Annotated in this window: 24 protein-coding genes; 7 read left to right on the top strand and 17 right to left on the bottom strand. The window is 69.0% G+C overall.

Annotated features, from left to right (window positions below; translation table 11 throughout):
• Positions 1-48: 48 nt before the first annotated feature.
• The 3 genes from AUV07_RS18205 (at position 49) to AUV07_RS04315 (ending at position 2,528) form a co-directional block, all read left to right on the top strand.
• Positions 49-585: an NAD(P)-binding domain-containing protein gene (locus AUV07_RS18205; protein ID WP_082802844.1), complete on the top strand. Its 537-nt coding sequence runs from the start codon at positions 49-51 to the stop codon at positions 583-585.
• Between the two features lie 810 nt (positions 586-1,395).
• Positions 1,396-1,707 (top strand): hypothetical protein, encoded by a 312-nt coding sequence (locus AUV07_RS04320; protein WP_062634165.1) that lies wholly within the window; start codon positions 1,396-1,398, stop codon positions 1,705-1,707.
• Positions 1,704-2,528 (top strand): hypothetical protein, encoded by an 825-nt coding sequence (locus tag AUV07_RS04315; protein WP_062634163.1) that lies wholly within the window; start codon positions 1,704-1,706, stop codon positions 2,526-2,528. Before AUV07_RS04320 ends, AUV07_RS04315 begins: the two co-directional genes overlap by 4 nt.
• Before the next feature lie 96 nt (positions 2,529-2,624).
• Here the strand turns inward: AUV07_RS04315 and AUV07_RS04310 are convergent, their stop codons facing one another.
• Positions 2,625-3,050 carry a hypothetical protein gene (locus AUV07_RS04310; protein WP_157523913.1) on the bottom strand — a complete coding sequence of 142 codons (426 nt, stop codon included), beginning with the start codon at positions 3,048-3,050 and terminating at the stop codon, positions 2,625-2,627.
• 170 nt (positions 3,051-3,220) lie between these two features.
• On the opposite strand from AUV07_RS04310, the gene AUV07_RS04305 reads away from it, so the two are divergent.
• Positions 3,221-4,426, top strand: coding sequence for a DUF3500 domain-containing protein (locus AUV07_RS04305; protein ID WP_062634159.1), 1,206 nt, complete (start codon positions 3,221-3,223; stop codon positions 4,424-4,426).
• A gap of 103 nt (positions 4,427-4,529) precedes the next feature.
• Positions 4,530-4,703, top strand: coding sequence for a hypothetical protein (locus AUV07_RS17745; protein WP_164498152.1), 174 nt, complete (start codon positions 4,530-4,532; stop codon positions 4,701-4,703).
• A 63-nt stretch (positions 4,704-4,766) separates the two neighbouring features.
• On the opposite strand, the gene AUV07_RS04300 is transcribed toward AUV07_RS17745, so the two are convergent.
• From AUV07_RS04300 to rplU, 11 genes are all read right to left on the bottom strand, one after another.
• Positions 4,767-5,024, bottom strand: coding sequence for a hypothetical protein (locus AUV07_RS04300; RefSeq protein WP_231868195.1), 258 nt, complete (start codon positions 5,022-5,024; stop codon positions 4,767-4,769).
• A gap of 138 nt (positions 5,025-5,162) precedes the next feature.
• Positions 5,163-5,852 carry an SDR family oxidoreductase gene (locus AUV07_RS04295; RefSeq protein WP_025104964.1) on the bottom strand — a complete coding sequence of 230 codons (690 nt, stop codon included), beginning with the start codon at positions 5,850-5,852 and terminating at the stop codon, positions 5,163-5,165.
• 1 nt (position 5,853) lies between these two features.
• Positions 5,854-6,234, bottom strand: a complete 381-nt coding sequence (gene rsfS, locus AUV07_RS04290) for a ribosome silencing factor (RefSeq protein WP_062634155.1) — start codon at positions 6,232-6,234, stop codon at positions 5,854-5,856.
• Positions 6,234-7,295: a hypothetical protein gene (locus tag AUV07_RS04285; protein WP_062634153.1), complete on the bottom strand. Its 1,062-nt coding sequence runs from the start codon at positions 7,293-7,295 to the stop codon at positions 6,234-6,236. Before AUV07_RS04285 ends, rsfS begins: the two co-directional genes overlap by 1 nt.
• A complete protein-coding gene (gene nadD / locus AUV07_RS04280; protein ID WP_029989831.1) occupies positions 7,292-7,894 on the bottom strand; it encodes a nicotinate-nucleotide adenylyltransferase in 603 nt (200 codons plus the stop codon). Before nadD ends, AUV07_RS04285 begins: the two co-directional genes overlap by 4 nt.
• A gap of 6 nt (positions 7,895-7,900) precedes the next feature.
• Positions 7,901-8,122, bottom strand: a complete 222-nt coding sequence (locus AUV07_RS04275; protein WP_062634151.1) for a hypothetical protein — start codon at positions 8,120-8,122, stop codon at positions 7,901-7,903.
• A gap of 67 nt (positions 8,123-8,189) precedes the next feature.
• Positions 8,190-9,443: a glutamate-5-semialdehyde dehydrogenase gene (locus AUV07_RS04270; protein ID WP_062634149.1), complete on the bottom strand. Its 1,254-nt coding sequence runs from the start codon at positions 9,441-9,443 to the stop codon at positions 8,190-8,192.
• Between the two features lie 9 nt (positions 9,444-9,452).
• Positions 9,453-10,238, bottom strand: coding sequence for a glutamate 5-kinase (gene proB, locus AUV07_RS04265; RefSeq protein ID WP_062634147.1), 786 nt, complete (start codon positions 10,236-10,238; stop codon positions 9,453-9,455).
• Positions 10,235-11,734: a GTPase ObgE gene (gene obgE, locus AUV07_RS04260; RefSeq protein WP_025104971.1), complete on the bottom strand. Its 1,500-nt coding sequence runs from the start codon at positions 11,732-11,734 to the stop codon at positions 10,235-10,237. Before obgE ends, proB begins: the two co-directional genes overlap by 4 nt.
• A gap of 98 nt (positions 11,735-11,832) precedes the next feature.
• The gene (gene rpmA / locus AUV07_RS04255; RefSeq protein ID WP_025104972.1) at positions 11,833-12,090 is read right to left on the bottom strand and encodes a 50S ribosomal protein L27; all 258 of its coding nucleotides are present in this window, start codon (positions 12,088-12,090) and stop codon (positions 11,833-11,835) included.
• An 18-nt stretch (positions 12,091-12,108) separates the two neighbouring features.
• Complete coding sequence (gene rplU / locus AUV07_RS04250) at positions 12,109-12,417, bottom strand: 50S ribosomal protein L21 (RefSeq protein WP_025104973.1); 309 nt, start codon at positions 12,415-12,417, stop codon at positions 12,109-12,111.
• Positions 12,418-12,630: 213 nt separating this feature from the next.
• Here rplU and AUV07_RS04245 point away from each other — a divergent pair, with 213 nt between their 5' ends.
• Positions 12,631-12,900: a DUF4031 domain-containing protein gene (locus AUV07_RS04245; protein ID WP_025104974.1), complete on the top strand. Its 270-nt coding sequence runs from the start codon at positions 12,631-12,633 to the stop codon at positions 12,898-12,900.
• On the opposite strand, the gene AUV07_RS04240 is transcribed toward AUV07_RS04245, so the two are convergent.
• Positions 12,862-15,345, bottom strand: a complete 2,484-nt coding sequence (locus AUV07_RS04240) for an Rne/Rng family ribonuclease (protein ID WP_157523911.1) — start codon at positions 15,343-15,345, stop codon at positions 12,862-12,864. The genes AUV07_RS04245 and AUV07_RS04240 overlap by 39 nt on opposite strands.
• 282 nt (positions 15,346-15,627) lie before the next feature.
• Between AUV07_RS04240 and AUV07_RS04235 the strand changes: the two genes are divergently transcribed.
• Positions 15,628-16,239 carry a vitamin K epoxide reductase family protein gene (locus tag AUV07_RS04235; protein WP_025104976.1) on the top strand — a complete coding sequence of 204 codons (612 nt, stop codon included), beginning with the start codon at positions 15,628-15,630 and terminating at the stop codon, positions 16,237-16,239.
• Positions 16,240-16,306: 67 nt separating this feature from the next.
• Here AUV07_RS04235 and ndk read toward each other — a convergent pair whose 3' ends face one another.
• Genes ndk through ileS form a run of 4 tightly spaced genes read right to left on the bottom strand, consistent with a single transcriptional unit; the run spans position 16,307 to position 21,978 of the window.
• On the bottom strand, positions 16,307-16,723 hold the full coding sequence (gene ndk, locus AUV07_RS04230) for a nucleoside-diphosphate kinase (RefSeq protein ID WP_025104977.1): 417 nt from the start codon (positions 16,721-16,723) through the stop codon (positions 16,307-16,309).
• A gap of 1 nt (position 16,724) precedes the next feature.
• Positions 16,725-17,138: a DUF4233 domain-containing protein gene (locus tag AUV07_RS04225; protein WP_231868194.1), complete on the bottom strand. Its 414-nt coding sequence runs from the start codon at positions 17,136-17,138 to the stop codon at positions 16,725-16,727.
• On the bottom strand, positions 17,135-18,487 hold the full coding sequence (locus AUV07_RS04220) for a bifunctional folylpolyglutamate synthase/dihydrofolate synthase (protein ID WP_062634143.1): 1,353 nt from the start codon (positions 18,485-18,487) through the stop codon (positions 17,135-17,137). The genes AUV07_RS04225 and AUV07_RS04220 overlap by 4 nt, the downstream gene beginning before the upstream one ends.
• Positions 18,484-21,978, bottom strand: coding sequence for an isoleucine--tRNA ligase (ileS, locus tag AUV07_RS04215; protein WP_062634141.1), 3,495 nt, complete (start codon positions 21,976-21,978; stop codon positions 18,484-18,486). Before ileS ends, AUV07_RS04220 begins: the two co-directional genes overlap by 4 nt.
• Positions 21,979-22,033: the final 55 nt, after the last annotated feature.

Below are 22,033 nucleotides of genomic sequence, written 5' to 3'. Positions count from 1 at the left end.
CCCAGCACCACGACGGCGGTGGGGCGGGCGTGATGGCACAGTGGTGCGATGGCAAGTCAGCAACCAGGGCACGCAACTTCGGCAGACGCGACTATCGGAATCGTCGGGCTCGGACGGATGGGGACGCCGATAGCGAGATCCCTGGGTGAGACGTTCTCGGTCAGCGCCTTTGATATCGACTCTGAGAGAGCGTCGAGCACCCCGGGCCTACGCTGGTCAGCAACTCTGCGCGCCCTCGCCGCCGCCTTGGACGTCCTCGTGACTGTCCTTCCGGGTCCGCGCGAGCTCCAAGCGGCCGTGGCCGACGCGTTCCCGCACCTTCGTCCGGGCTCACTCTGGATCGAGATGACCTCCGGAGACCGCGAGATCACGCGGGAGCTTGCTGCCAGCGCACAGGAACACGACATCGATGTGGTCTCAGCTCCCGCCGGCGGCACCCAACGCCCGCTCGGCGTTGCGGAGGGGCCTGAGGCGCGCAGTGATGCACAGAGTGGCCTCGGAACGGGGAACGACCCTGTGTGCCACAGGAGCGGATGCTCGGTGATACCACCGCTTCAGCCGCACCAACGTCAACCACCCGTATAGCTGCTCCCGCTCAGTGTGCTGGGCTAGAGGTAGTCAGTCAAATCGGAAGCAAACAGCTTCCGTGGTCGTCGCGCGGTTGGTCGATCAATCATGCGCTTTGCCGCCAGGAGCGCGTTCACTCACCACCCTGCGGCAAGTAACCGCGAGCCGCTCAGTCATCCCGGGGGGCCAACACCGCACGGTAGTGTCCTCGACGACTCACCCAACACTCGCGGCCTACCCTTGGAGATGCCGCGGCTGAGCAAGTCAGGTGCGCACAGGTAGCTGTCGCGCCCGTGGGCGCGCCCTATGGGGACCTCCTTCCGCATCTATCGTCTACAGGACTGAGTCCAGGCGGCTATGCAGGATCCCTTCATCCCGGCTCAAACTCAGGATCCCATCTCCCGCGACACCGCTGCGCTCCTACACCGCGTTCGAAGAACCGGCCACAGGTGGCGTGGATCCTCGCCAGCCAGACGCCGGAGAAGTCCCGACTTACTCACGCTAAACAGCAGCAACTAACGGCAACCAACCCGGCTGACGCCGTCGCTGATGCCACGACACTTGCTAGAGTCCATCGCAGATCATCAACAACCAGAAAGGACCAGACTGCACGCAAGCCATGCAGGGGGTCAGGGGTTCGAGTCCCCTCAGGTCCACGAAAAACCCTCGGTTCGCCGGGGGTTTTTGCGTTTCTGCGGTGTGCTGCATCACGCGAGATCAGGCACCCGCGCCGCGTCAGGCATTCACTGACCTCCCTGCCTGATGCCGCGCTATCGCCTGGTGAGGAGCATACGAAGACGAAACAGTCGTCACGGTAGAGTGTTACATATGCATGCTTCCGTGGCGCGACGCGGTCGCCGCTTCGCTTTCGTGATCCTCGGTATTCTCGCCGTCCTCGCGCTCGGCATCGGCGGGGTGATCGCGTGGCGCCTCCTCGCCCCCACCCCGTCGGACTACGAGGGCCTCGACGCCACCGACAAGGAGATGCTCACCCAGTTGTCGGAGCAGTACGACGTCACAGCGGCACATGCAGCGGAGATCTGGACGGACGCCTACCGATACGAGGAGCAACCGCTGGTGCTGCTACGCACGGACGGGGAGAAGAGCTCCTTCTGGCGCACGCGATCCTCGTCAACATGAGCGGTGTCACCGACACCTCCGGCATGACGAATATCGACGTTCCCGGAGCCACTCACCTCGATGACGTCCGCATCAGCCGGACCTTCGCCGTCGGCGACGCGCTGCTGTACGCTACGTCCAACTTCGGTGTGATCGAGGTGGGCGGCGATGATGTCCTCGCGTTCAAGTACAACCAGGCGATGCTCGACACTGAGACGACGACGTCGCAGGGCTTTCAGCGCTTCTCCCTGTACGAGAACTTCCACGTGACGAAGCAGGGCATCGACACCGAGGTGCCCGGTGCCTGGCCGTGGGAGGCCGGCGGCGCGATACCGGACTACCCGCACACGGAGGCGCAGTACGAGCTGCTGCGCGTGGAGGCGCGGATCTTCGACCGGGTCGAAACGGAGACCGATCCGCAGGCGCTGGCGACCCTCGCGTCCGACCTCGCCACGGTGCGCATGCCGCGTTACACGATGTGGCCGACGCTGAAGGCGGAGATCGATCTGGAGGCCATCGAGGGGACGGCGACTTACGTGGAGCGGGCCTTCGACAGAGCACGAGGTCTCACTCCCGTGCAGAGCACCTTCACCGACGGTCTCGAAGCGCTGATCGACGACCCGGAGCAGCAGACCGTCCTGGAACGCGACTACTCCTACTTCACGGGTGCACAGCTCGGCCTCCTCCTCGACCGCATCGCTCCCGACTGGAAGACGCAGATCGAGCCGGCTCCCGTCGGGTCCGCGTCGACCCCGTTCGCGACGCTGCAGCGCGTGACCGGCGTGACCACGGCACCCGACGAGGCACAGCTCCGCGCGATCGTCGACCGCTACCTCCCCTAGCCATCCACTCGGCCTCAGGCAGTCGCGCGACAACAGGCCCCAACAGGAGGGGATTCCTGCTGCCGCGCGAATGCCTGAGGCGACGCGCCGCGCGGGTCAGTCGAGGACGGCGCGGCACGCGACGGAGTCCGCCGTGGTGGTCTCCTCGTCCGTGCGGAGGAGCTCGAGGTTCGCATCACCCGCATCCTGCACGATCGCGCAGGTCACGCCTGCTCGGGGGTTCTCGATGACCACCGCGGCCTCCTGACCTTCGGTCACGATGGCCTCCAGGGTCATGTCACCGGGACGGGCATCGACGACCTTCTCCTCCGTCTCCTTCGTCCCGAACACGAAGCCCTCGCTGAAAGAGGTGTCCTGGTACCGGATCTTCTCGTCGCCGCTCAGGCCGTGGAGCTCGTATGTGATGCGGTAGTCGGTCGGCTGGTTGAACAGGTAGTAACCGGCGGCGCCGAGTCCTCCGACGACCGCCAAGCCGGCGGCGATGGACACTCCCAGGACGATAGCTCTCCTCTTCGTGCTCATACCTCCACGCTGTCATCGGCGCGCTCGCCACGGATCGGTCCGTCGATGTACGCGGCTCCCCCGTGCGGATGAAGTGCAGGTCCTCCGAAAATGCACGGTTCTGCAGGGATCATCGGAAACACATCGGCGGTGGAAAGGATCGCCACCGATCACCTCCCTAGCCTGATGCCATGAACACGACCTCCTCTCCGGCACAGAAACGCCTCGCTTGGCTCTCCGGCCTCGTCCTCGCGGGCGGCCTCGTCTTGAGCGGCTGCGCCGCAGCCACGACCGCCGAACCGACGACCTCTGCCTCGTCGACCGCCTCGGCTTCCGCCGCCGCGTCGACGGAGGCCGGAACGACTGCGGGGACGATCGCCGACACGTCCGCCGCCGCCGAGGCTTTCCGCGCGACCCTGACCGACGAGCAGAGGGAGGCCGTGCTGTACGACTTCGACGACGAGACGAAGACGACGTCGTGGTCGAACTTCCCGGTGACCTTCGTGCAGAGAGCAGGACTGAACCTCACCGATCTGACCGCAGAGCAGCGGACGGCGGCGCTCGCCGTGCTGGAGGCTCTGCTGAGCGACGAGGCCTACGCCACCGTCACCGGGATCATGGGGGGCGATGAGTACCTCGCCGAGAACAGCAGCAGCACCGAGGATTCCCTCGGGCAGTACTACATCGCCTTCTTCGGCGATCCGACGGCGACCGACAGCGCCTACGAGGTGCAGTTCGGCGGGCACCACCTCGGCATCAACGCCACGCTGGACGGCAGCACCGACGCGATCACGTTCGCTCCCACGCACCTCGGCGTCCAGCCCGCCGTCTACACGAACGAGGACGGCGAGGAGGTGCAGCCCTTCGACGGGATCTACACGGACGCCTTCGCGTTCTTCAACAGCCTCACCGCCGACCAGCAGGCCACGCTGACCTCCGGCGATGTGAGCATGTGCGCACCGGGCGACACGTGCGATTTCGCCAACGGAGCCGGGCTGTCCGGGGCCGACCTCTCCGACGAGCAGCGGGACCTGCTGCTCCAGCTCATCGCGAACTGGGCCGGGATGAGCGACGAGGAGACCACGGCGTCCACGCTGGCCGAGATCGAGGAAACGCTGGATGACACCGTCATCGCCTGGTCCGGGGCGACGACGTACGACATGAGCACAGGCAACGGCATCGACTTCTCGATCTCCGGCCCGAAGGTGTACGTCGCGTTCCAGGCGCAGCAGGGCTCCGCGGGCGCCGACGTCGACGGCGTGACCACGTCGGGCTGGGGGCACGTGCACACCATCTACCGCGATCCGACCAACGACTATGCGAACAGCGTCACCCAGCAGGCCGCGTCCGGCATGAGCGGCGGCCCGGGAGGCGGCGGCACACCCCCCGCCTCCTGAGATCGGAGCGGGCTCCGTAGCCACCCCCGCCACCGCCCGTCAACGGTCTCCCCCGGGCGCGCGTGCCGGCGTAGACAGAGGGCATCCGACGAAAGGAGACGACATGTCCAACACGACTCCCCCGATCCCGCCTCTCCCGCCGATCGCCGACGGAGACGCCGACGACGTCCCGACGCGCGAGGTGGACGGCGAAGAGGTGCTCGACGAGGATGCGGACGACGCCCAGATCGACAGTGCGGAGGCCGATCGCGCCGCCGTCGCCGGCGACGACGACTGATCCGGACACGGGAAAGGGCACCGCCTCCTCACGGAGCGGTGCCCTTTCTCACGCGGAGCCGGCTCAGGTGGCCAGCAGCGGCGGACGGTGCGGGATGGAGATGGGCCGTGTGGCCCGGCTCGCCCCCTGCATCCGCTCGACCTCCTCCAGCACCTCGAACGCCGTGCCGTATCGGATCGCGAGCGGAAGATCGCGCAGCCACGTCACCTCGACCTCGGTGTCGGCGAGCTCGTACACGCAGGCGACGACATGACGCGGGTCGTTCGGGGGATAGCGCAGATCGTTGATCACCCACTCCGACGGCGTGATGCGGTGAAGCACGAAACGGGGATCAGGAACTTCTGACATCAGTCGGCCCTCCAGGACTCTCTGATGACGAGCCTCCGATACCCCGCCGGGGAAGGGAAGGGCCTTGACACCTTCGCGACGAGATGCAGGAGAATGGGGGGATCGGCCTTTTCAGCCCTGGGGACGCACCGTGAGATCCGTCAGGTGGGCGTCCCGCGGCAGGTCGAGCGCGGTGAGGATCGTCGTCGCCACCGCCTCCGGTGTGATGAACCGCGTCGCGTCGTACTCCTGGCCTTCCTGCCGGTGCACCCGCTCCTGCATGGGCGTCGCCGTCCGCCCCGGATACACCGAGGTCACGCGGATACCGTGCTCGGCCTCCTCCTGCCGGAGCGCGTCCGCGAGAGCCCGCAGGCCGTGCTTCGAGGCCGCGTAGGCCGACCACCCCGGGCTCGCCCGAAGCCCGGCGCCGGAGTTCACGAACACGACATGTCCCCGCGAGACCCGGAGCACGGGAAGCAGGAGCCGGGTGAGCTCCGCCGGAGCGACCAGATTGACGGCGAGCTGCTGGTCCCAGAGCGCCGGGGTGAGCTCCCCCACCGTTCCGAGATCGACGACGCCGGCCGCATGCACCAGGGAGTCGATGCGATCCGGCAGGCTCTGCTTCGAGAGCGCCCACGACAGGCGTCCCGGCTGGGCGAGGTCACCGACCAGGGTCGAGACCCCCGGCAGCTCCTCGGCGATCTGTCGTGCGCGTCCCGCGTCGCGCGCGAGCACCACGACGTCGTCGCCGCGCTCCACGAGCCGTCGGGCGAGGACCGCGCCGATGCCCGATCCCGCACCGGTCAGCAGGTGCGTGGCCATGTCAGGCGTTGTCGGCCGACGTTTCGGCGACCTCGAGCGGGATGACCGGGCAGTCCTTCCACAGACGCTCCAGGCCGTAGTAGACCCGCTCCTCCTGGTGGAAGACGTGGACGATGAGGTCGCCGAAGTCCAGCAGCACCCAGCGCGCCTCGGCACGCCCCTCCCGGCGCACGCGCTTGTGACCGGACTCGACGAGACGGTCTTCGATCTCGTCGGCGATCGCGGCGACGTTCCGCTCGCTGTTGCCGGTCACGAGGAGGAAGATGTCGACGAGCGGAAGCGGCTCGGAGACGTTCAGCGCGACGAGGTCCTCACCGCCCTTGGCCACGGCGGCGTCGGCGGCGATGCGCAGCATCTCTTCGGCGGTTTCGGGTGATTGCATCAGAAGACGTTTCCTGTGAAGGCGATGACCAGGGCCGTGCCCAGGCCCAGCGCGAGGGCGCCCGCGACGATGGCGGCGATCAGCATCAGCCGGTTGCCCTTCTCGGGTGCCGGCGGACGGATCACCTCGCCGGCGGGCTTGATGGTGCTGACCGCGGAGCTCGCCGCGATCGGAGTCGGGGACGACGCGGGCGGGAGCTCCCCGTCGATGAGGACGGCGTCGACCTCTTTGCCGTCCGTGGTGCCGTGAGCGTGCCCCTGCGAACCGAGCCCCTTGGGCAGTTCGTAGGACCCCGTGACGAGGATCTCGCCCGTGGAGGCCACCGGGCCGGACAGCGACCCCTCACCGGCCGACGGCGTGAAGATCAGGGCGTTCGGTGCCGAGTGCTGGGTGCCCCCGGAGTCGTTCGAGGTGAGCAGTTCGTCGAACGAGGGACGGAACGGCGCGGGCTCGGCGGGCGCGTCCTCCTGGAGCACGCCCTCCCCGAACGTGGGGCTCACGGTCGGGCGCTCGCCCGGCTCGATATCGTCGTCGCCCTCCTCCTCGAGGAGATCCTCGTCCGAGGCCTCGTCCTCCGCGGGGACACCGAGGACCTCCGACAGATCCGACGGGGCCGACTCCGTCTGCGCACCCTCGTCCTCGACGAGGGGCACCGTGCCGACGGTGTCGGCGACGTCGGCGGCGCTGACGGGCTCCGCGGCGACCTCGTCATCGACGGCGTCGTCCTCCTCCGTCGGTGCCGCCGGCTGCTGATCCGCCGCGACGTCGTGCGCGGCCTGATCCTCCGTGCCGTGTGCCGGGACCGAGGCGGTCTTGATCTTCTCCTGCTCCCGCGCCTGGCGGCGGGTCAGCGGAGCGGCACCGGGCTCGACCGGGCCTTGGGCGACCGGAGCCGGGGGGATGACGACGGGCTCGGCGGCGCGGGGCAACGGCTGGGCGGGAGGAGCGGACTCCGCGGCCGCCTTCGCCTCTTCCTCGCTGATGATCGGGGTGGATCCCGTCAACCGGATCTCCCGCAGCTGCTTCCGCGTCAGCGGACCTCGCTGATCCGATGTGCTCATGCCTTGCTCCGATACAGATGATGCTTCGCGATGTACTGGACGACCCCGTCGGGGACGAGGTACCAGACCGGTTGATCGTCGCGGACGCGCTCACGGCAGTCCGTCGACGAGATCGACAGCGCCGGCACCTCGAGCTGGCTGACGTCGTCGCTCGGGAGGCCGTCGATGCTCAGAACGTGTCCTGGGCGGGAGACCGCGACGAAGTGGGCCAACTCCCACAGTTCATCATGGTCTCTCCAACTGAGAATTTGCGCCACGGCATCAGCACCGCTGATGAAGAACAGCTCGGCGTCCGGACGCTGAGCCTTGAGATCCCGCAGGGTGTCGATCGTGTACGTCGGTCCTGCGCGGTCGATATCGACCCTGCTGACCGTGAACTGCGGATTGGACGCCGTGGCGATCACGGTCATCAGGTAACGGTGCTCGCTGGGCGTCACGTCGGCCTTCTGCCACGGACGACCGGTCGGGACGAACACCACCTCGTCGAGATCGAACGAGTGCGCGACCTCGCTGGCGGCGACCAGGTGGCCGTGATGGATCGGATCGAAGGTGCCGCCCATCACGCCGATGCGCGGTGCGCGCGTGGTCGCGGTGCTCATGAGGGCCTAGTGGCCGTGTCCCGCCTCGTGGTCCTTGCCGTGCTTCGCCGCCCAGGCCTCGGCCTTCGCCGAGTGGCGGTTCGCGACGTTCTTGTACGACAGCGTCACGATCCCGAGCGCGGCGAACACGATCGCGGCGATGACTCCGAAGATCACCGTTTCGAGGGCCACGTTGCCGTGGTGCTCGGTCTCTGCGGCGGCCATCGCGATCTGTGCGACGAGGTTCATCCTGACTCCGTTCGTGGCGTGCTGTCTCGGGGGTCCTGTGGGGATACAGCGTCCCCCAGTCTAGCCCTCACCCGCGCGTCTGACCTGCCCCACGCGCGAGCCACTTCGTACTGGTCAGTTCGGAGAGCCCCATCGGGCCGCGCGTGTGCAGCTTCTGCGTCGAGATCCCGACCTCAGCGCCGAAGCCGAACTCGGCCCCGTCGGTGAATCGGGTCGAGGCGTTTGCCATCACGACCGCGGAGTCGACTTCGCCCAGGAAGCGTTCCGCGTTGCGCGCGTCGGTGGTGATGATCGACTCCGTGTGACCCGTGCTGTATCGGCGGATGTGGTCGAGAGCGTCGTCGAGGCTGTCGACCACCTTCATGGCGACGTCGAGGCTGAGGTACTCGGTGGCCCAGTCCTCCTCCGTGGCCGGGATCACGTTGGCGACGAGGCCCGCCACGACATCGTCGCCGTGGATCGCCACACCCTCGCTCATGAGCGCGCTCGCGACGAGGGGGATCAGCCGCGGGGCGGCCTGCCGGTGCACGAGGACCGTCTCGACCGCGTTGCACACGCTCGGCCGCTGCACCTTGGCGTTCACGACGATGTCGCAGGCCCAGTCGTCGGGGGCGCTCTCGTCGAGCAGGATGTGCACGTTCCCCGCGCCCGTCTCGATGACCGGCACGGTCGACTCCGTCACGACGGTCTCGATGAGACCGGCGCTGCCGCGCGGCACGAGCACGTCGATGAAGCCGCGGCCGTGCATGAGCGCCTTCGCCCCGTCGCGCCCGAAGTCGTCGACGGTCTGGATCGCCTCCGGCGTCACGCCCGCCGTACCGAGGGCGGCGCGCATCACGTCGACGAGCACCGTGTTCGAGTCGCGCGCGGCGCTGCCTCCGCGCAGGACCACGGCGTTGCCGGATCGCAGCGCGAGCGCCGCGATGTCGACGGTCACGTTGGGACGCGCCTCGTAGATCGCGCCGACCACCCCGAACGGGACGCGTACCTGCTCGAGAGCCACGCCGTTGGGCATCCGATGGCCACCCACCACCCGGCCGACGGGATCGGGCAGCGCGGCCACCTGGCGGACGGCGGCGGCGAGAGCCGACACCCGCTTCTCGTCGAGGCGGAGCCGGTCGATGAGGGACTCGCCGATGCCGTCGTCACGCCCGCGCGCGACGTCGCGCTCGTTGGCCTCGATGATCCGGGCGGCGTTCGCCTCGAGAGCGACGGCGACGGCTTCCAGCGCCCGCGCCTTGTCGTCGCTGGTAAGAGCGGCGGTCTCCCGCGAGGCCTCCTTGGCCCGCTCCAGGCGCGTCTGAGGGGTGAGGTCGGTCATCCGCCCAGTCTAGGAGGTGGCCGGCTCGAACCAGGTTCCGATGTCGGCACCCGCGAGCGCCTGGGCGACGAGGTCCGCGCTGGTCACCAGGACGCCGATGCCGGAAGCCGCGGCCAGCCGGGCGGCGGAGACCTTCGTGGCCGCTCCCCCGGTGCCGACGCTGTTGACGACGGTGGCGCCGAACTCCAGCCCGGAGAGATCGGCGTCAGGGGCCACGATGTCGATGGGTTCCGCCCCGGGATCGCTCGGCGGGCGCGTGTACAGCGACTCGATGTCGCTGAGGAGGATGAGCGCATCGGCCTCGATCAGCTGGGCGACGAGAGCGCCGAGCCGGTCGTTGTCGCCGAAGCGGATCTCCTGTGTCGCAACGGTGTCGTTCTCGTTCACGATCGGCAGGATGCGCAGCCCCAGCAGACGCTCCATGGCGCGACGCGCGTTCGACCGCGACGTCGGGTTCTCGAGGTCTCCGGTGGTGAGCAGCACCTGACCGGCGACGATGTCGAAGGGCCGCAGGGCCTCCTGATACCGGTAGACGAGAATGTTCTGGCCGACCGCGGCCGCGGCCTGCTGCGTGGCGAGGTCGGTGGGCCGCGCGTCCAGGCGGAGGAAAGGGATGCCCGAGGCGATCGCTCCCGACGACACGAGCACGACCTCTGCTCCGCGGGCATGCGCCGCGGCCAGCGCCTCGACGAGCACCGGGATGCGCCAGGACGACTCGCCGCTGATGGACGACGAGCCCACCTTCACGACGATCCGCGTCGCCGTCGCGAGGTCGCCGCGCGTGCGTGCGGTCACGCCTCGTCCTCGCGGTAGGTGGCCAGGCGCTCGGCCTCCAGCTCCGCGCGCGCCTGCGCCTTGGCGTCCATGCGCTCGTAGTACTGCTCGCGCCGCTCGGACGTGGTGCGGCGGGCGTTCGGCGCCAGACGCGGGTCGGTGCCGCGGGGTGCCGTCATGAGCTCGGCGGCGGAACTCATCGTCGGCTCCCAGTCGAAGACGATGCTGTCGCCTTCGCCGATGACGACGGTCGAACCCTGCACGGCGCCGAGGCGGAAGAGCTCGTCCTCGACGCCCAGCTTCTCCAGACGGTCGGCGAGGTAGCCCACGGCCTCCTCGTTCTGGAAGTCGGTCTGCTGCACCCAGCGCACCGGCTTCTCGCCGAGGATGCGGTAGATGTTGCCGTAGGTGCCGCCCTCGACGCGGATCGTGAACGGCTTCACCGAGCCCTTCGGCCGGATGACGACGCGCTCGCGTGGCGCCTCGACCGCGGTCTCCTTGCGGTGCTGCTCGACCAGCTCGCCGAGGGCGAGCGTGAGGGGGCGCAGCCCCTCGTGCGAGACCGTGGAGATCTCGAACACCCGGAAACCACGGGCTTCCAGGTCAGGACGCACGAGGTCGGCGAGGTCACGCGCCTCCGGCACGTCGACCTTGTTCAGCGCCACGAACTGCGGGCGCTCCAGCAGCGGCGTCTGCCCCTCCGGCACCTCGTACGCGGCCAGTTCGGCGAGGATGACGTCGAGGTCGGAGATCGGGTCGCGGTTCGGCTCCAGCGTCGCGCAGTCGAGCACGTGCAGCAGGGCGGAGCAGCGCTCCACGTGCCGCAGGAACTCGAGTCCGAGCCCGCGTCCCTCGCTGGCGCCCTCGATGAGGCCGGGCACATCGGCGACGGTGTAGCGGAAGTCCTCCACCTGGACGACACCGAGATTCGGGTGCAGCGTCGTGAAGGGGTAGTCGGCGATCTTGGGCCGTGCGGCCGAGATCGCGCCGATGAGGCTCGACTTGCCCGCGGACGGGTAGCCCACGAGCGCCACGTCGGCGACGGTCTTGAGCTCGAGCACGACATCGCCCTCGAAGCCCGGGGTGCCGAGCAGAGCGAACCCGGGAGCCTTGCGCTTGGGGGTCGCCAGGGCCGCGTTGCCCAGTCCACCCTGACCGCCGGCGGCCACGACGAAGCGCTCGCCCGGCTCGATCATGTCGATCAGGACGTCGCCGTTCGGGTTCTTGACCACGGTGCCGACCGGGACGGGGAGCTCCAGGGTCTCGCCGTCGAAGCCGGAGCGGTGGTCGCCCATGCCCGGTCCGCCGTTGCCCGACGAGCGGTGCGGCGAGTGGTGGTACGACAGCAGCGTGCCGGTCTGCGTGTCGGCGACGAGCACGATGTCGCCGCCGTCGCCGCCGTTGCCGCCGTCCGGACCGCCGAGGGGCTTGAACTTCTCCCGGTGCACGGAGACGCAGCCGTTGCCGCCCTTGCCTGCACGCAGGTGCAGAGTGACGGTGTCGACGAACGTGACCATGTGCGAGTCCTTCGGTTGCTCAGGGTGCCTGACGGCAGATACACGGACGGGGCGAGCCGAAGCCCGCCCCGAACCGGATGTTTAGCGTGGTGCTGTGATCACTCAGCAGCAGCGACGATGTTGACGACCTTGCGGCCGCCCTTCGCGCCGAACTCGACCGCACCGGCGGCCAGAGCGAACAGGGTGTCGTCGCCACCACGGCCGACGTTGGCGCCGGGGTGGAAGTGGGTGCCGCGCTGGCGGACGATGATCTCGCCGGCGAGGACCTGCTGACCGCCGAAGCGCTTCACGCCGAGGCGCTGTGCGTTGGAGTCACGACCGTTACGGGTGGAGCTTGCGCCCTTTTTGTGTGCCATGTCCTGGTCTCCTCGGTCTTACTTGATGCCGGTGATCTTGACGCGCGTGAGCTCCTGGCGGTGGCCCTGACGCTTCTTGTAGCCGGTCTTGTTCTTGTACTTCTGGATGACGATCTTCGGGCCGCGGAGGTTGCCGACGACCTCAGCCGTGACGGTGACCTTCGCCAGCGCGTCGGCGTCGGTGGTCACCGTGGAGCCGTCGACGAGCAGCACGGCGGGCAGCTGGATCTTGTCGCCCTGGGCAGCCTGAACACGGTCGAGCTGAACGATGGTGCCGACCTCGACCTTCTCCTGCCGGCCACCGGCGCGCACTACTGCGTAAACCACTTCATACCTGTTTCGTTGGGGAGCACGCGGCTCCGAGAATCTCACGGGAAGACTGTTGCTTGCATGCGTCGCTGGTACGACGGGCGCGAATGCAAGACTCTCCGCTTCGGCCGTCGAGGACGAGGCGGCATGCGCACCAAGGGACTACTTTACCGGATGCCGGACGACCTCGCAAAGTGAGCCGGGTGACGGGGCCGGTCGTAGGCTGACGGAGTGACCGTACTCGTCGACGACCCCCGCTGGCCCGCCCACGGACGCCTGTGGGCGCACCTGGTCAGCGACGACAACCTCGACGAGCTGCACGCGTTCGCGCGCAGCCACGGGATCCCGGCGCGGGCCTTCGACCTCGATCACTACGACGTCCCTGAGGACGCGGTCCCCCGGCTCATCGCCGGCGGTGCACAGCACGTCTCCGGCAGGGAGCTGGTCACCCGCCTGATCGCGTCAGGCCTCCGGGTCCGCGGACGCGACCGGCGCCACTGACGCCTCCGAGCTCACGGACACCGGCGTGCCGGAGAGCGCGGCGGTGGTGACCCGACGCCGTCCACGACCCTGACCCGGCGCCTTCGGCTCCGGGAGCGCGTCCAGGACCGAGTCGAGAAGCTCCTCGGTCGGCGTCTTCGGCCCCTTGCGGTCCCCGCGCTTCTTCCGGGCCTTCTTCGGGCGCTCGGACGTGGGAGCCGGTGCGGGCTCGGCGACGGGAGCCTCGGCGACCGCGTCACCGGCAGGCGCGATCGTGGACGCGGCGATCTGCGCGAGGGCCGACTTGGCCCCCTCGGTGATGCTGTGGGTCACCGGCGGCGCGGCGGGGGCCGAGTGGTTTCCGCCGCCGTTGCCGTTGCCGTTGCCGCTGTTGCCGCGCTGGCGGCGTCCGCCGTTGCCGTTGCCGCCGTTGTTGTTGCCGTTGCCGTTCGCGCGGTGCTTCACGACCGGGTCGTGGTGCACGATCACGCCGCGACCCGCACACACCTCGCACGCCTCGCTGAAGGTCTCCAGCAGGCCGAGGCCGAGCTTCTTGCGCGTCATCTGCACGAGCCCGAGCGAGGTGACCTCGGCGACCTGGTGCTTCGTCCGGTCGCGGCTCAGGCACTCGATGAGCCGACGCAGCACGAGGTCGCGGTTGGACTCCAGCACCATGTCGATGAAGTCGACGACGATGATGCCGCCGATGTCCCGCAGACGCAGCTGGCGGACGATCTCCTCCGCGGCCTCGAGGTTGTTCTTGGTGACGGTCTCCTCGAGGTTCCCGCCCGAGCCGACGAACTTGCCGGTGTTGACGTCGACGACCGTCATGGCCTCGGTGCGGTCGATCACGAGCGAGCCGCCGGAGGGCAGCCACACCTTGCGGTCCAGCGCCTTCTCGATCTGCTCGGTGATGCGGAACGCGTCGAACGGGTCGACGTCGTCCTCATAGGCCTCGACGCGCTCGAGCAGGTCGGGCGCGACGCTCTCCAGATACGCCCGGATCGTGCGCTGCGACTCCTCGCCCTGGATGAGCATCTTCGTGAAGTCCTCGTTGAAGACGTCACGCACGATCTTCACGAGCAGGTCGGGCTCGGCGTGCAGGAGCGCGGGGGCCTGCTGGCTCTCGACCTGCTTCTGGATGTGCTCCCACTGCGAGGTGAGGCGCTGCACGTCGCGGGTCAGCTGCTCCTCGGTGGCGCCCTCGGCCGCCGTGCGGACGATCACGCCGGACGACTCCGGCAGCACCTCCTTGAGGATGCGCTTGAGTCGCGCCCGCTCGTTGTCGGGCAGCTTGCGGCTGATGCCGTTCATCGAGCCGCCGGGCACGTACACGAGGTAGCGGCCGGGCAGCGAGATCTGGCTCGTGAGGCGGGCGCCCTTGTGACCCACGGGGTCCTTGGTGACCTGGACGAGCACGCGATCGCCCGGCTTCAGCGCCAGTTCGATGCGACGGGGCTGGTTGCCGGTCTCGACGCCGTCCCAGTCGACCTCGCCCGAGTAGAGCACGGCGTTGCGGCCGCGACCGATGTCGACGAACGCGGCCTCCATGCTGGGAAGCACGTTCTGCACGCGACCGAGGTAGACGTTGCCGATCAGCGAGGCGTCCTGATTGCGGGCGACGTAGTGCTCCACGAGCACGCCGTCCTCCAGCACGCCGATCTGCGTGCGGCCGTTCTTGGAGCGCACGACCATCTTGCGGTCGACGGACTCCCGGCGTGCGAGGAACTCGGCCTCGGTCACGACCGGACGGCGGCGACCGGCGTCGCGGCCGTCACGACGGCGCTGCTTCTTGGCCTCGAGGCGCGTCGAGCCCTTGATCGCCTTCGGCTCGGTGATGTACTCGACGACGCGCTGACGCTGCCGCGGCTCGTCGCGCTGGTCGTCGCCCTCGGAGCCGCCACGACGACGACGCCCCCGGCGGCCTCCCCCGGACTCGTCCTGGTCGCGCTCCGGCGCACGGTCGTCGCGACCGGGGCGTGCAGGAAGCGGGACGATCTCCGGTGCGTAGAAGTGCAGCTGGGTCGACACCTGCGACACGAAGACCTCGGGCAGCAGTCCGAGCGACACGGCGGTGACCGGCGCGGGCTTCTCCGGCTGCGCAGGGACCTCGGGCTCGGCAGGAGTTTCGGACTCCGCGGGAGTTTCGGACTCCGCGGAAGCCTCGGACTCCGCAGGGGCCTCGGGCTCGGCAGGGGCCTCGGGCTCGGCAGGAGCCTCGGACTCGGCAGGAGCCTCGGACTCGGCAGGAGCCTCGGACTCGGCAGGAGCCTCGGACTCCGCAGGAGCCTCGGACTCCGCAGGAGCCTCGGACTCCGCAGGGATGTCCTCGGACGGAGCCTGCGCTGCAGGAGCCTCGCTCTCCGCCTCGAGCTCTGCGGCGTGGGTGGGCGCCGTCAGCGGCTCCGCGGCATCAGCCGGGGCGTCGAGGGCGGGGGCGTTGTTGTCATTGTTCTCATCGGCCATCTCTGGCGTGCTCCCTGGCACGGTCCACTGCGTGTCCCGTGAAATCTCATGCGGCACCCGCGGGTGCCGCGAACTCAATCGGCCTGCGACCGGCTCATGGCTCTGGTCGCGTGGGGCATGGGCCCCGAAGTCTGCTCGACGCGTGTCGCGGCAACGCCGTTCATCGCATCACAGGTCATTATCGCACCAAGTCGGTCCGATCGCGGCATCCCGTCGCTCACCGCCCGTTTTCTCCGGGCGGTTCTCGCCCTTTCCATAGCCGTCGCTGGGATAATCCTGAGCATGAGCGAGCAGCGCACCCGCCCCGTCGTCTATGCCGTGTGGTTGATCATCGCGAGCGTCATCGGCTGGTACGCCGCCTTCCAGCTCACCGTCGAGAAGTTCGCACTGCTGGAGAAGCCGCAGGAAGCGCTCGGGTGCGATCTCAGCCCGTTCATCCAGTGCAGCGTCAACCTGCAGTCGTGGCAGGGATCGGTGTTCGGCTTCCCGAACCCGATCATCGGTCTCACCGGCTGGATGGCGCCGCTCGTCGTCGGCGTCGCGATCCTCGCCGGGGCGCGGTTCCCGCGGTGGTTCTGGGCGGCGTTCGGCGCGGGCATCACCTTCGCCTTCGGCCTCGTGTGCTGGCTGATCGCGCAGAGCCTGTACAGCCTCTTCGTGCTCTGCCCCTGGTGCATGGTCACCTGGGCCGTGACGATCCCCACCTTCTTCGCCACGATGGTCCATCTCGCCCGCAACGGCACCTTCACGAGCAACGCGAAGGTCCGAGCGCGCGCCGAGAAGCTCATGCCGTGGGTGCCGCTGGCGACCGTCATCGCGTACGCGCTCATCATCTTCCTCGCGCAGCTGCAGGGACTCGATTTCCTCGGCGAGATGGCGAAGATCCTCTTCTGATCTCTCCGTGAGAACGACGAAGCCCGTCCGCCATTTCGGCGGACGGGCTTCGTCGTGAGGATCGGGGTCAGTCGAACCAGATGCCCAGCTCGCGGGCGGCCGACTCGGGGCTGTCCGAGCCGTGCACGAGGTTCTGCTGCACCTGGAGGCCCCAGTCGCGACCGAAGTCACCACGGATGGTGCCCGGCGCGGCGGTCGTGGGGTCGGTGGTGCCGGCGAGGGAGCGGAAGCCCTCGATGACGCGGTTGCCCGCGAGGCGGATCGCCACGGAGGGACCGGACATCATGAACTCGAGAAGCGGCTCGTAGAACGGCTTGCCCTCGTGCTCGGCGTAGTGCGCGGCGAGGAGGTCGCGGTCGGGCTCGACGAGGCGGATGTCGACGAGCGCGTAGCCCTTCGCCTCGATGCGGGCGAGGATCGTTCCGGTGAGGCCGCGGGCGACACCGTCCGGCTTGACGAGGACGAGGGTTTCTTCGGTGGCCATGTCATTCACTCTCTGTGTCTGCATTCTGCGCGGTCGGAGACTCGCTGGGGCGTCGTGCGTCCAGGCGGGCCCCCATGATGGTCGCATATGCCCACATGCCGCCGAAAATCAGGACGACGAGAAGCACCGCTGGGACGGCGATGGCCGACAGCGCGACCACGATCTGCACGATCCACCCGGCGGGGATCGCCCAGGGCTTCGTGATCATGCCCGCGATGACGACGCAGGCCACGGCCACGACGGCACCGCCCACGATCCCCCACCACTGCTCGATGCCGGCGGGCAGAGCCTTCAGGCCGAAGATGGTGAGACCGACGAGGAAGACGACGATCGCCTCGAAGCCGAGCACCACCGGGGCGAGCTTCTGGACGAGGGTGCGCGGGGCGCGCGGTCGACGCGGGGCGGCGGCACTCATGCGCGCCACCCCGACTTCCAGTCCTCCTCCTCGGAGAGCGCGATCGCCTCGCCCGCGAGCACGACGGAGCCGGCGATGACCACGGCCCGACGATCCGACGAGGCCGCCCATTCCCGGGCCGCGTCCGCGGCGTCTGCGAGGGACGGGTGCACGGTGGCGCGCTGTCCGGCCTGTTCGACGAGATCGGCGATGAGGTCGGCATCGCTGGCGCGGTCCGACTCCGGCGCGGTCGCGAAGACGTGCGCGGCGGCCGGCGCGAGCCGCGCGACGATCCCCGCCGCGTCCTTGTCCGCGAGGACGCCGAGCACCAGGCCCCACTCGTCGAAGTCGAAGCTGTCGTCCAGCGCCTGGGCGAGCGCCGCGGCGCCGTGCGGGTTGTGCGCGGCGTCGACGATGACGGTAGGGGCGATGCCGAGGAGCTGCAGGCGGCCGGGAGACGTGCTGCCCTGCAGTCCGTCGGAGATCACTCCGCCGGCGATCGCCTGACCGGCGCCGCCGATGAGCGATTCGACAGCGGCGACGGCCAGCGCGGCGTTGTGGCCCTGGTGCGCGCCGTACAGCGGCAGGTACTCCTCCTCGTACTGCCCCGCGAGGCCCCGGATGGTGAGGAGCTGACCGCCGACGGCGAGCTTCTGCTCGGCGAGCCCGAAGTCCTCGCCATCGAAGGCGATGGTGGCATGGCGCTCCGCGGCCACGCGGCGCAGCACCTCGGCGGCCTCGGCGGGCTGCTGGGCGGAGACGACGGCGGCGCCCTCCTTGATGATGCCGGCCTTGACCTGGGCGATCTCGGCGATCGTGCTTCCCAGGCGGTCCGCGTGGTCGATGTCGATCGGAGCGAACACCGCCACGTCTCCGTCGGCGGTGTTCGTGGAGTCCCACTCGCCACCCATGCCGACCTCGAGGACGAGCACGTCGACGGGCGCGTCGGCGACCGCGACGAAGGCGAGGACCGTGAGCAGCTCGAAGAACGTCAGGGGGGCCTCCCCTGCCGCCTCGAGCTCGGCGTCGACGATCCCCACGAAGGGCTCGATCTCGTCCCAGGCGTCGGCGACGGCCTCGTCGGCGATCGGCTCGCCGTCGATCATGATGCGCTCCGTGAAGCGCTCCAGGTGCGGGCTCGTAAACAGGCCGGTGCGCAGGTCATGGGCACGCAGCAGGCTCTCGATCATCCGCGCGGTCGACGTCTTGCCGTTGGTGCCGGTGATGTGGATGACGCGGTAGGTGCGCTGGGGATCGTCGAGGTACTCGAGGATCCGCGCCGTCCGCTCCTTGCGCGGCTGCACCCAGCGTTCCCCGGCACGGCTCAGCAGCGTCTCGTAGACGGCGTCGGCCCGGTCTCTCGCACTCATGCGCCCACCTTCTCCAGGTTCGTGTCGATCGTGACGAGGAGCGGCGCCTTCCCGGCCCCGAGAGCCTTCGCCCCGCTCCGATGCACGCCGTCTCCGGGGCTGGTGACCTCGTCGACGAGCCGGTCGAGGTCGTCGGTCGGCTGCACGGCGAACGCCACGGCGAGCGTCTCGGCGGCGATGAGGTCGGCATGGGTCTCCAGCGCCGCCGCCTCCGCGGGAGCGGCGTTGAGGGCCAGCACGATCCGGTCGCTGACGTCGAGCCCGGCGTTCTTGCGCGCCTCCTGCACGACGCGGATGGCGTCGCGGGCGATGCCCTCGGCTTCCAGCTCCGGCGTCGTCTCGGTGTCGAGCAGGACGAACCCGCCGGACGGGACGATGGCCAGGGCTTCCCCCTCGGGGCGACCCGTGGTCTCGAGCACGAGGTCGTACTCGGCAGGCTCCAGTGCGATGCCGCCGGCGGTCACGACGCCGTCGGTCTCGGACCAGTCACCCGAGCGCGCGGCCTGGATGGCCTTCTGCACGTCCTTGCCGAGGCGCGGCCCCGCGGCGCGGGCGTTCACGCTCAGGCGGTGGCTGATGCCGTACTCCCCGGCAGCCTCATCGGTCAGCGGGACGAGCTCGACGGTCTTCACGTTGAGCTCCTCGCGGAGGATGTCCTCGAACTGGCCGAGGTCGCCCGCGAGCGGAGAGACCACCGTGAGCCGTGCGAGCGGCAGCCGCACGCGCAGCTTCTCCTTCTTGCGCAGCGCGTTGCCGACGCTCGACAGCTCACGGACGGCATCCATGGCGTCGCGGATCTCGTCGGCGGCGGGGAACTGATCCGCATCCGGCCAGTCCTGCAGGTGCACGCTGCGCCCGCCGGTGAGACCCTGCCACACGCGCTCGCTGATGAGCGGGACGAGCGGCGCGGCCACGCGGCACAGCGTCTCCAGCACGGTGTACAGGGTGTCGAACGCCTCGCGGCTCTTCGGGTCGTCCGTCACGCCCACCCAGAACCGGTCGCGCGAACGGCGGATGTACCAGTTCGTCAGCACCTCGGCGAAGTCGCGCAGTCGCGCGGACGCGGTGGTCGAGTCCAGGCCCTCCAGATCGGCCCGGACCTCGCGGACGAGGTCGCCCAGCCGCGCGAGGATGTAGCGGTCGAGGACGTCGGTCGAGTCGGTGCGCCACGACGCCTCGTACCCGCCTCCCTGGGCCGCTGAGCCTGCTCCTCCCTGGGTTGCTGAGCCTGCTCCTCCCTGGGTTGCTGAGCCTGCTCCTCCCTGGGTTGCTGAGCCTGTCGAAGCATTCGCATACGTCGCGAAGAAGTACCACGAGTTCCACAGCGGCAGCAGGAACTCCCGCACGCCGGACCGGATGCCCTCCTCGGTGACGATGAGGTTGCCGCCGCGGAGCACTGCGCTCGACATCAGGAACCAGCGCATCGCGTCAGACCCGTCGCGGTCCAGAACCTCGGACACGTCCGGGTAGTTCCGCAGCGACTTCGACATCTTGTAGCCGTCGCTGCCGAGCACGATGCCGTGGCAGCTGACGCCCGTGAACGCCGGGCGGTTGAACAGCGCCGTCGAGAGCACGTGCATGACGTAGAACCAGCCGCGGGTCTGGCCGATGTACTCCACGATGAAGTCCGCCGGGGAGTGCGAGTCGAACCACTCCTGATTCTCGAACGGATAGTGCACCTGGGCATAGGGCATCGAGCCGGAGTCGAACCACACGTCGAAGACGTCGCCGATGCGCCGCATCGTGCTCTTGCCCGTGGGGTCGTCGGGGTTCGGCCTCGTCAGATCGTCGATGTAGGGGCGGTGCAGGTCCACCTCGCCCTCGGGGTTGCGCGGCAGCGTGCCGAAGTCGCGCTCCAGCTCCTCCAGCGAGCCGTAGGCGTCGACGCGCGGGTACTCCGGGTCGTCGCTCTTCCAGATCGGGATTGGCGAGCCCCAGTAGCGGTTGCGGCTGATCGACCAGTCGCGAGCGCCCTCGAGCCACTTGCCGAACTGCCCCTCCTTCACGTTCTCCGGCACCCAGGTGATCTGCTCGTTGTTCGCGAGGAGGTCGTCCTTGATGTCGGTGACCCGGATGAACCAGCTCGACACGGCCTTGTAGATCAGGGGGTTCCGGCAGCGCCAGCAGTGCGGGTAGGAGTGCTCGTAGCTCTGCAGCCGGACCAGGCGACCGTTGTCGCGGATGATCCGCACGAGCGGGGTATTCGCGTCCATCCACAGCTCGCCAGCGACATCCGTGACGTTCGGGAGGAAGCGCCCGCCGTCGTCGAGCGACAGGATCGTCGGGATGCCCGCGGAGCCGGCGACGCGCTGGTCGTCCTCACCGTAGGCGGGTGCCTGGTGGACGATGCCGGTGCCGTCGGTGGTGGTGACGTAGTCGTCGACGAGGATGCGCCAGGCGTTCTCCGTGCCGTAGGTCTCCTCGTCCGCGTAGTAGTCGAACAGGCGGTCGTATGTGACGTCCGCCAACTCTGCACCGCGCAGCGTGGCGTCGACCGCGGCGAGCGCGTCCTCCGGGCTCTCGTAGCCGAGATCCTTGGCGTACCCGCCGAGCAGATCCCTCGCGAGCAGGTAGCGGTGCGCAGAGGCCTCGACCGCGAGCTGGTCGGCCGAGGGAGCGGCGCGCCCCTGGTGCACGTCGGAGGCGCCTGCGGGACCGGCGGGCAGCACGACGTACTCGATGTCCGGCCCCACGGCGAGCGCGAGGTTGGTCGGCAGAGTCCAGGGGGTCGTCGTCCAGGCGAGGGCGCGCACGCCGGTGAGCCCGAGCGCCTCGGCCTTCGCGCCGGTGAGCGGGAAGGTGACCGTGACCGACGGGTCCTGTCGCATCTGGTAGACGTCGTCGTCCATGCGCAGCTCGTGGGCGGACAACGGCGTCTCATCGCGCCAGCAGTACGGGAGCACACGGTAGCCCTCGTAGGCGAGCCCCTTGTCGTACAGGGTCTTGAAGGCCCAGAGCACGCTCTCCATGTAGTTGAGGTCGAGCGTCTTGTAGCCGCGCTCGAAGTCCACCCACCGGGCCTGGCGGGTGACGTAGTCCTCCCACTCCCGCGTGTACTTCAGGACCGAGGAACGCGCCTTCTCGTTGAAGACGTCGATCCCCATCTCCTCGATCTCGCTCTTCTCGGTGATCCCGAGCTGCTTCATCGCCTCGAGCTCGGCCGGGAGCCCGTGGGTGTCCCATCCGAAGACGCGATCGACCTTGTGCCCGATCATCGTCTGGAAGCGCGGGAACACGTCCTTCGCGTAGCCCGTGAGCAGGTGGCCGTAGTGCGGCAGACCGTTCGCGAAGGGAGGGCCGTCGTAGAACACCCACTCGGGAGCACCCTCTCGCTGCTCGATGGAGGCGCGGAAGGTGTCGTCGGTCTTCCAGAAGTCGAGCACCTCCTCCTCGATCTGCGGGAAGCGGGGGCTCGGCGCCACAGACCCCTGGGTCCCTGAGCTGGTCGAAGGGTCGGCAGCGGGGCCGAAGGAGGAGCGCGGGTAGGTCATGGTCTCTCGCAGTGGTCGTCGTGGCGGATGCTGCTGCGAGGACGATCCTCGCGGA

Origin of the sequence: Microbacterium sp. CH1 (assembly GCF_001595495.1) — a bacterium.
GTDB lineage: Bacteria > Actinomycetota > Actinomycetes > Actinomycetales > Microbacteriaceae > Microbacterium.
The sequence above is the reverse complement of the archived record's forward strand: the minus strand, read 5'-3'. Positions and strand labels throughout refer to the sequence as shown.

What these genes read in the sequence shown, in the direction of transcription:
- AUV07_RS04275 (WP_062634151.1), bottom strand. Translation starts at nt 8,122, where the DNA reads ATGAACCTCGTCGCACAGATCGCGATGGCCGCCGCAGAGACCGAGCAC.
- AUV07_RS04220 (WP_062634143.1), bottom strand. Translation starts at nt 18,487, where the DNA reads ATGAGTGCGAGAGACCGGGCCGACGCCGTCTACGAGACGCTGCTGAGC.
- AUV07_RS04235 (WP_025104976.1), top strand. Translation starts at nt 15,628, where the DNA reads ATGAGCGAGCAGCGCACCCGCCCCGTCGTCTATGCCGTGTGGTTGATC.
- ndk (WP_025104977.1), bottom strand. Translation starts at nt 16,723, where the DNA reads ATGGCCACCGAAGAAACCCTCGTCCTCGTCAAGCCGGACGGTGTCGCC.
- AUV07_RS17745 (WP_164498152.1), top strand. Translation starts at nt 4,530, where the DNA reads ATGTCCAACACGACTCCCCCGATCCCGCCTCTCCCGCCGATCGCCGAC.
- AUV07_RS04295 (WP_025104964.1), bottom strand. Translation starts at nt 5,852, where the DNA reads ATGGCCACGCACCTGCTGACCGGTGCGGGATCGGGCATCGGCGCGGTC.
- AUV07_RS04240 (WP_157523911.1), bottom strand. Translation starts at nt 15,345, where the DNA reads ATGGCCGATGAGAACAATGACAACAACGCCCCCGCCCTCGACGCCCCG.
- nadD (WP_029989831.1), bottom strand. Translation starts at nt 7,894, where the DNA reads ATGAGCACCGCGACCACGCGCGCACCGCGCATCGGCGTGATGGGCGGC.
- AUV07_RS18205 (WP_082802844.1), top strand. Translation starts at nt 49, where the DNA reads ATGGCAAGTCAGCAACCAGGGCACGCAACTTCGGCAGACGCGACTATC.
- AUV07_RS04270 (WP_062634149.1), bottom strand. Translation starts at nt 9,443, where the DNA reads ATGACCGACCTCACCCCTCAGACGCGCCTGGAGCGGGCCAAGGAGGCC.
- AUV07_RS04315 (WP_062634163.1), top strand. Translation starts at nt 1,704, where the DNA reads ATGAGCGGTGTCACCGACACCTCCGGCATGACGAATATCGACGTTCCC.
- AUV07_RS04305 (WP_062634159.1), top strand. Translation starts at nt 3,221, where the DNA reads ATGAACACGACCTCCTCTCCGGCACAGAAACGCCTCGCTTGGCTCTCC.
- rpmA (WP_025104972.1), bottom strand. Translation starts at nt 12,090, where the DNA reads ATGGCACACAAAAAGGGCGCAAGCTCCACCCGTAACGGTCGTGACTCC.
- ileS (WP_062634141.1), bottom strand. Translation starts at nt 21,978, where the DNA reads ATGACCTACCCGCGCTCCTCCTTCGGCCCCGCTGCCGACCCTTCGACC.
- rsfS (WP_062634155.1), bottom strand. Translation starts at nt 6,234, where the DNA reads ATGCAATCACCCGAAACCGCCGAAGAGATGCTGCGCATCGCCGCCGAC.
- AUV07_RS04310 (WP_157523913.1), bottom strand. Translation starts at nt 3,050, where the DNA reads ATGAGCACGAAGAGGAGAGCTATCGTCCTGGGAGTGTCCATCGCCGCC.
- AUV07_RS04320 (WP_062634165.1), top strand. Translation starts at nt 1,396, where the DNA reads ATGCATGCTTCCGTGGCGCGACGCGGTCGCCGCTTCGCTTTCGTGATC.
- obgE (WP_025104971.1), bottom strand. Translation starts at nt 11,734, where the DNA reads ATGGTCACGTTCGTCGACACCGTCACTCTGCACCTGCGTGCAGGCAAG.
- AUV07_RS04225 (WP_231868194.1), bottom strand. Translation starts at nt 17,138, where the DNA reads ATGAGTGCCGCCGCCCCGCGTCGACCGCGCGCCCCGCGCACCCTCGTC.
- AUV07_RS04285 (WP_062634153.1), bottom strand. Translation starts at nt 7,295, where the DNA reads ATGAGCACATCGGATCAGCGAGGTCCGCTGACGCGGAAGCAGCTGCGG.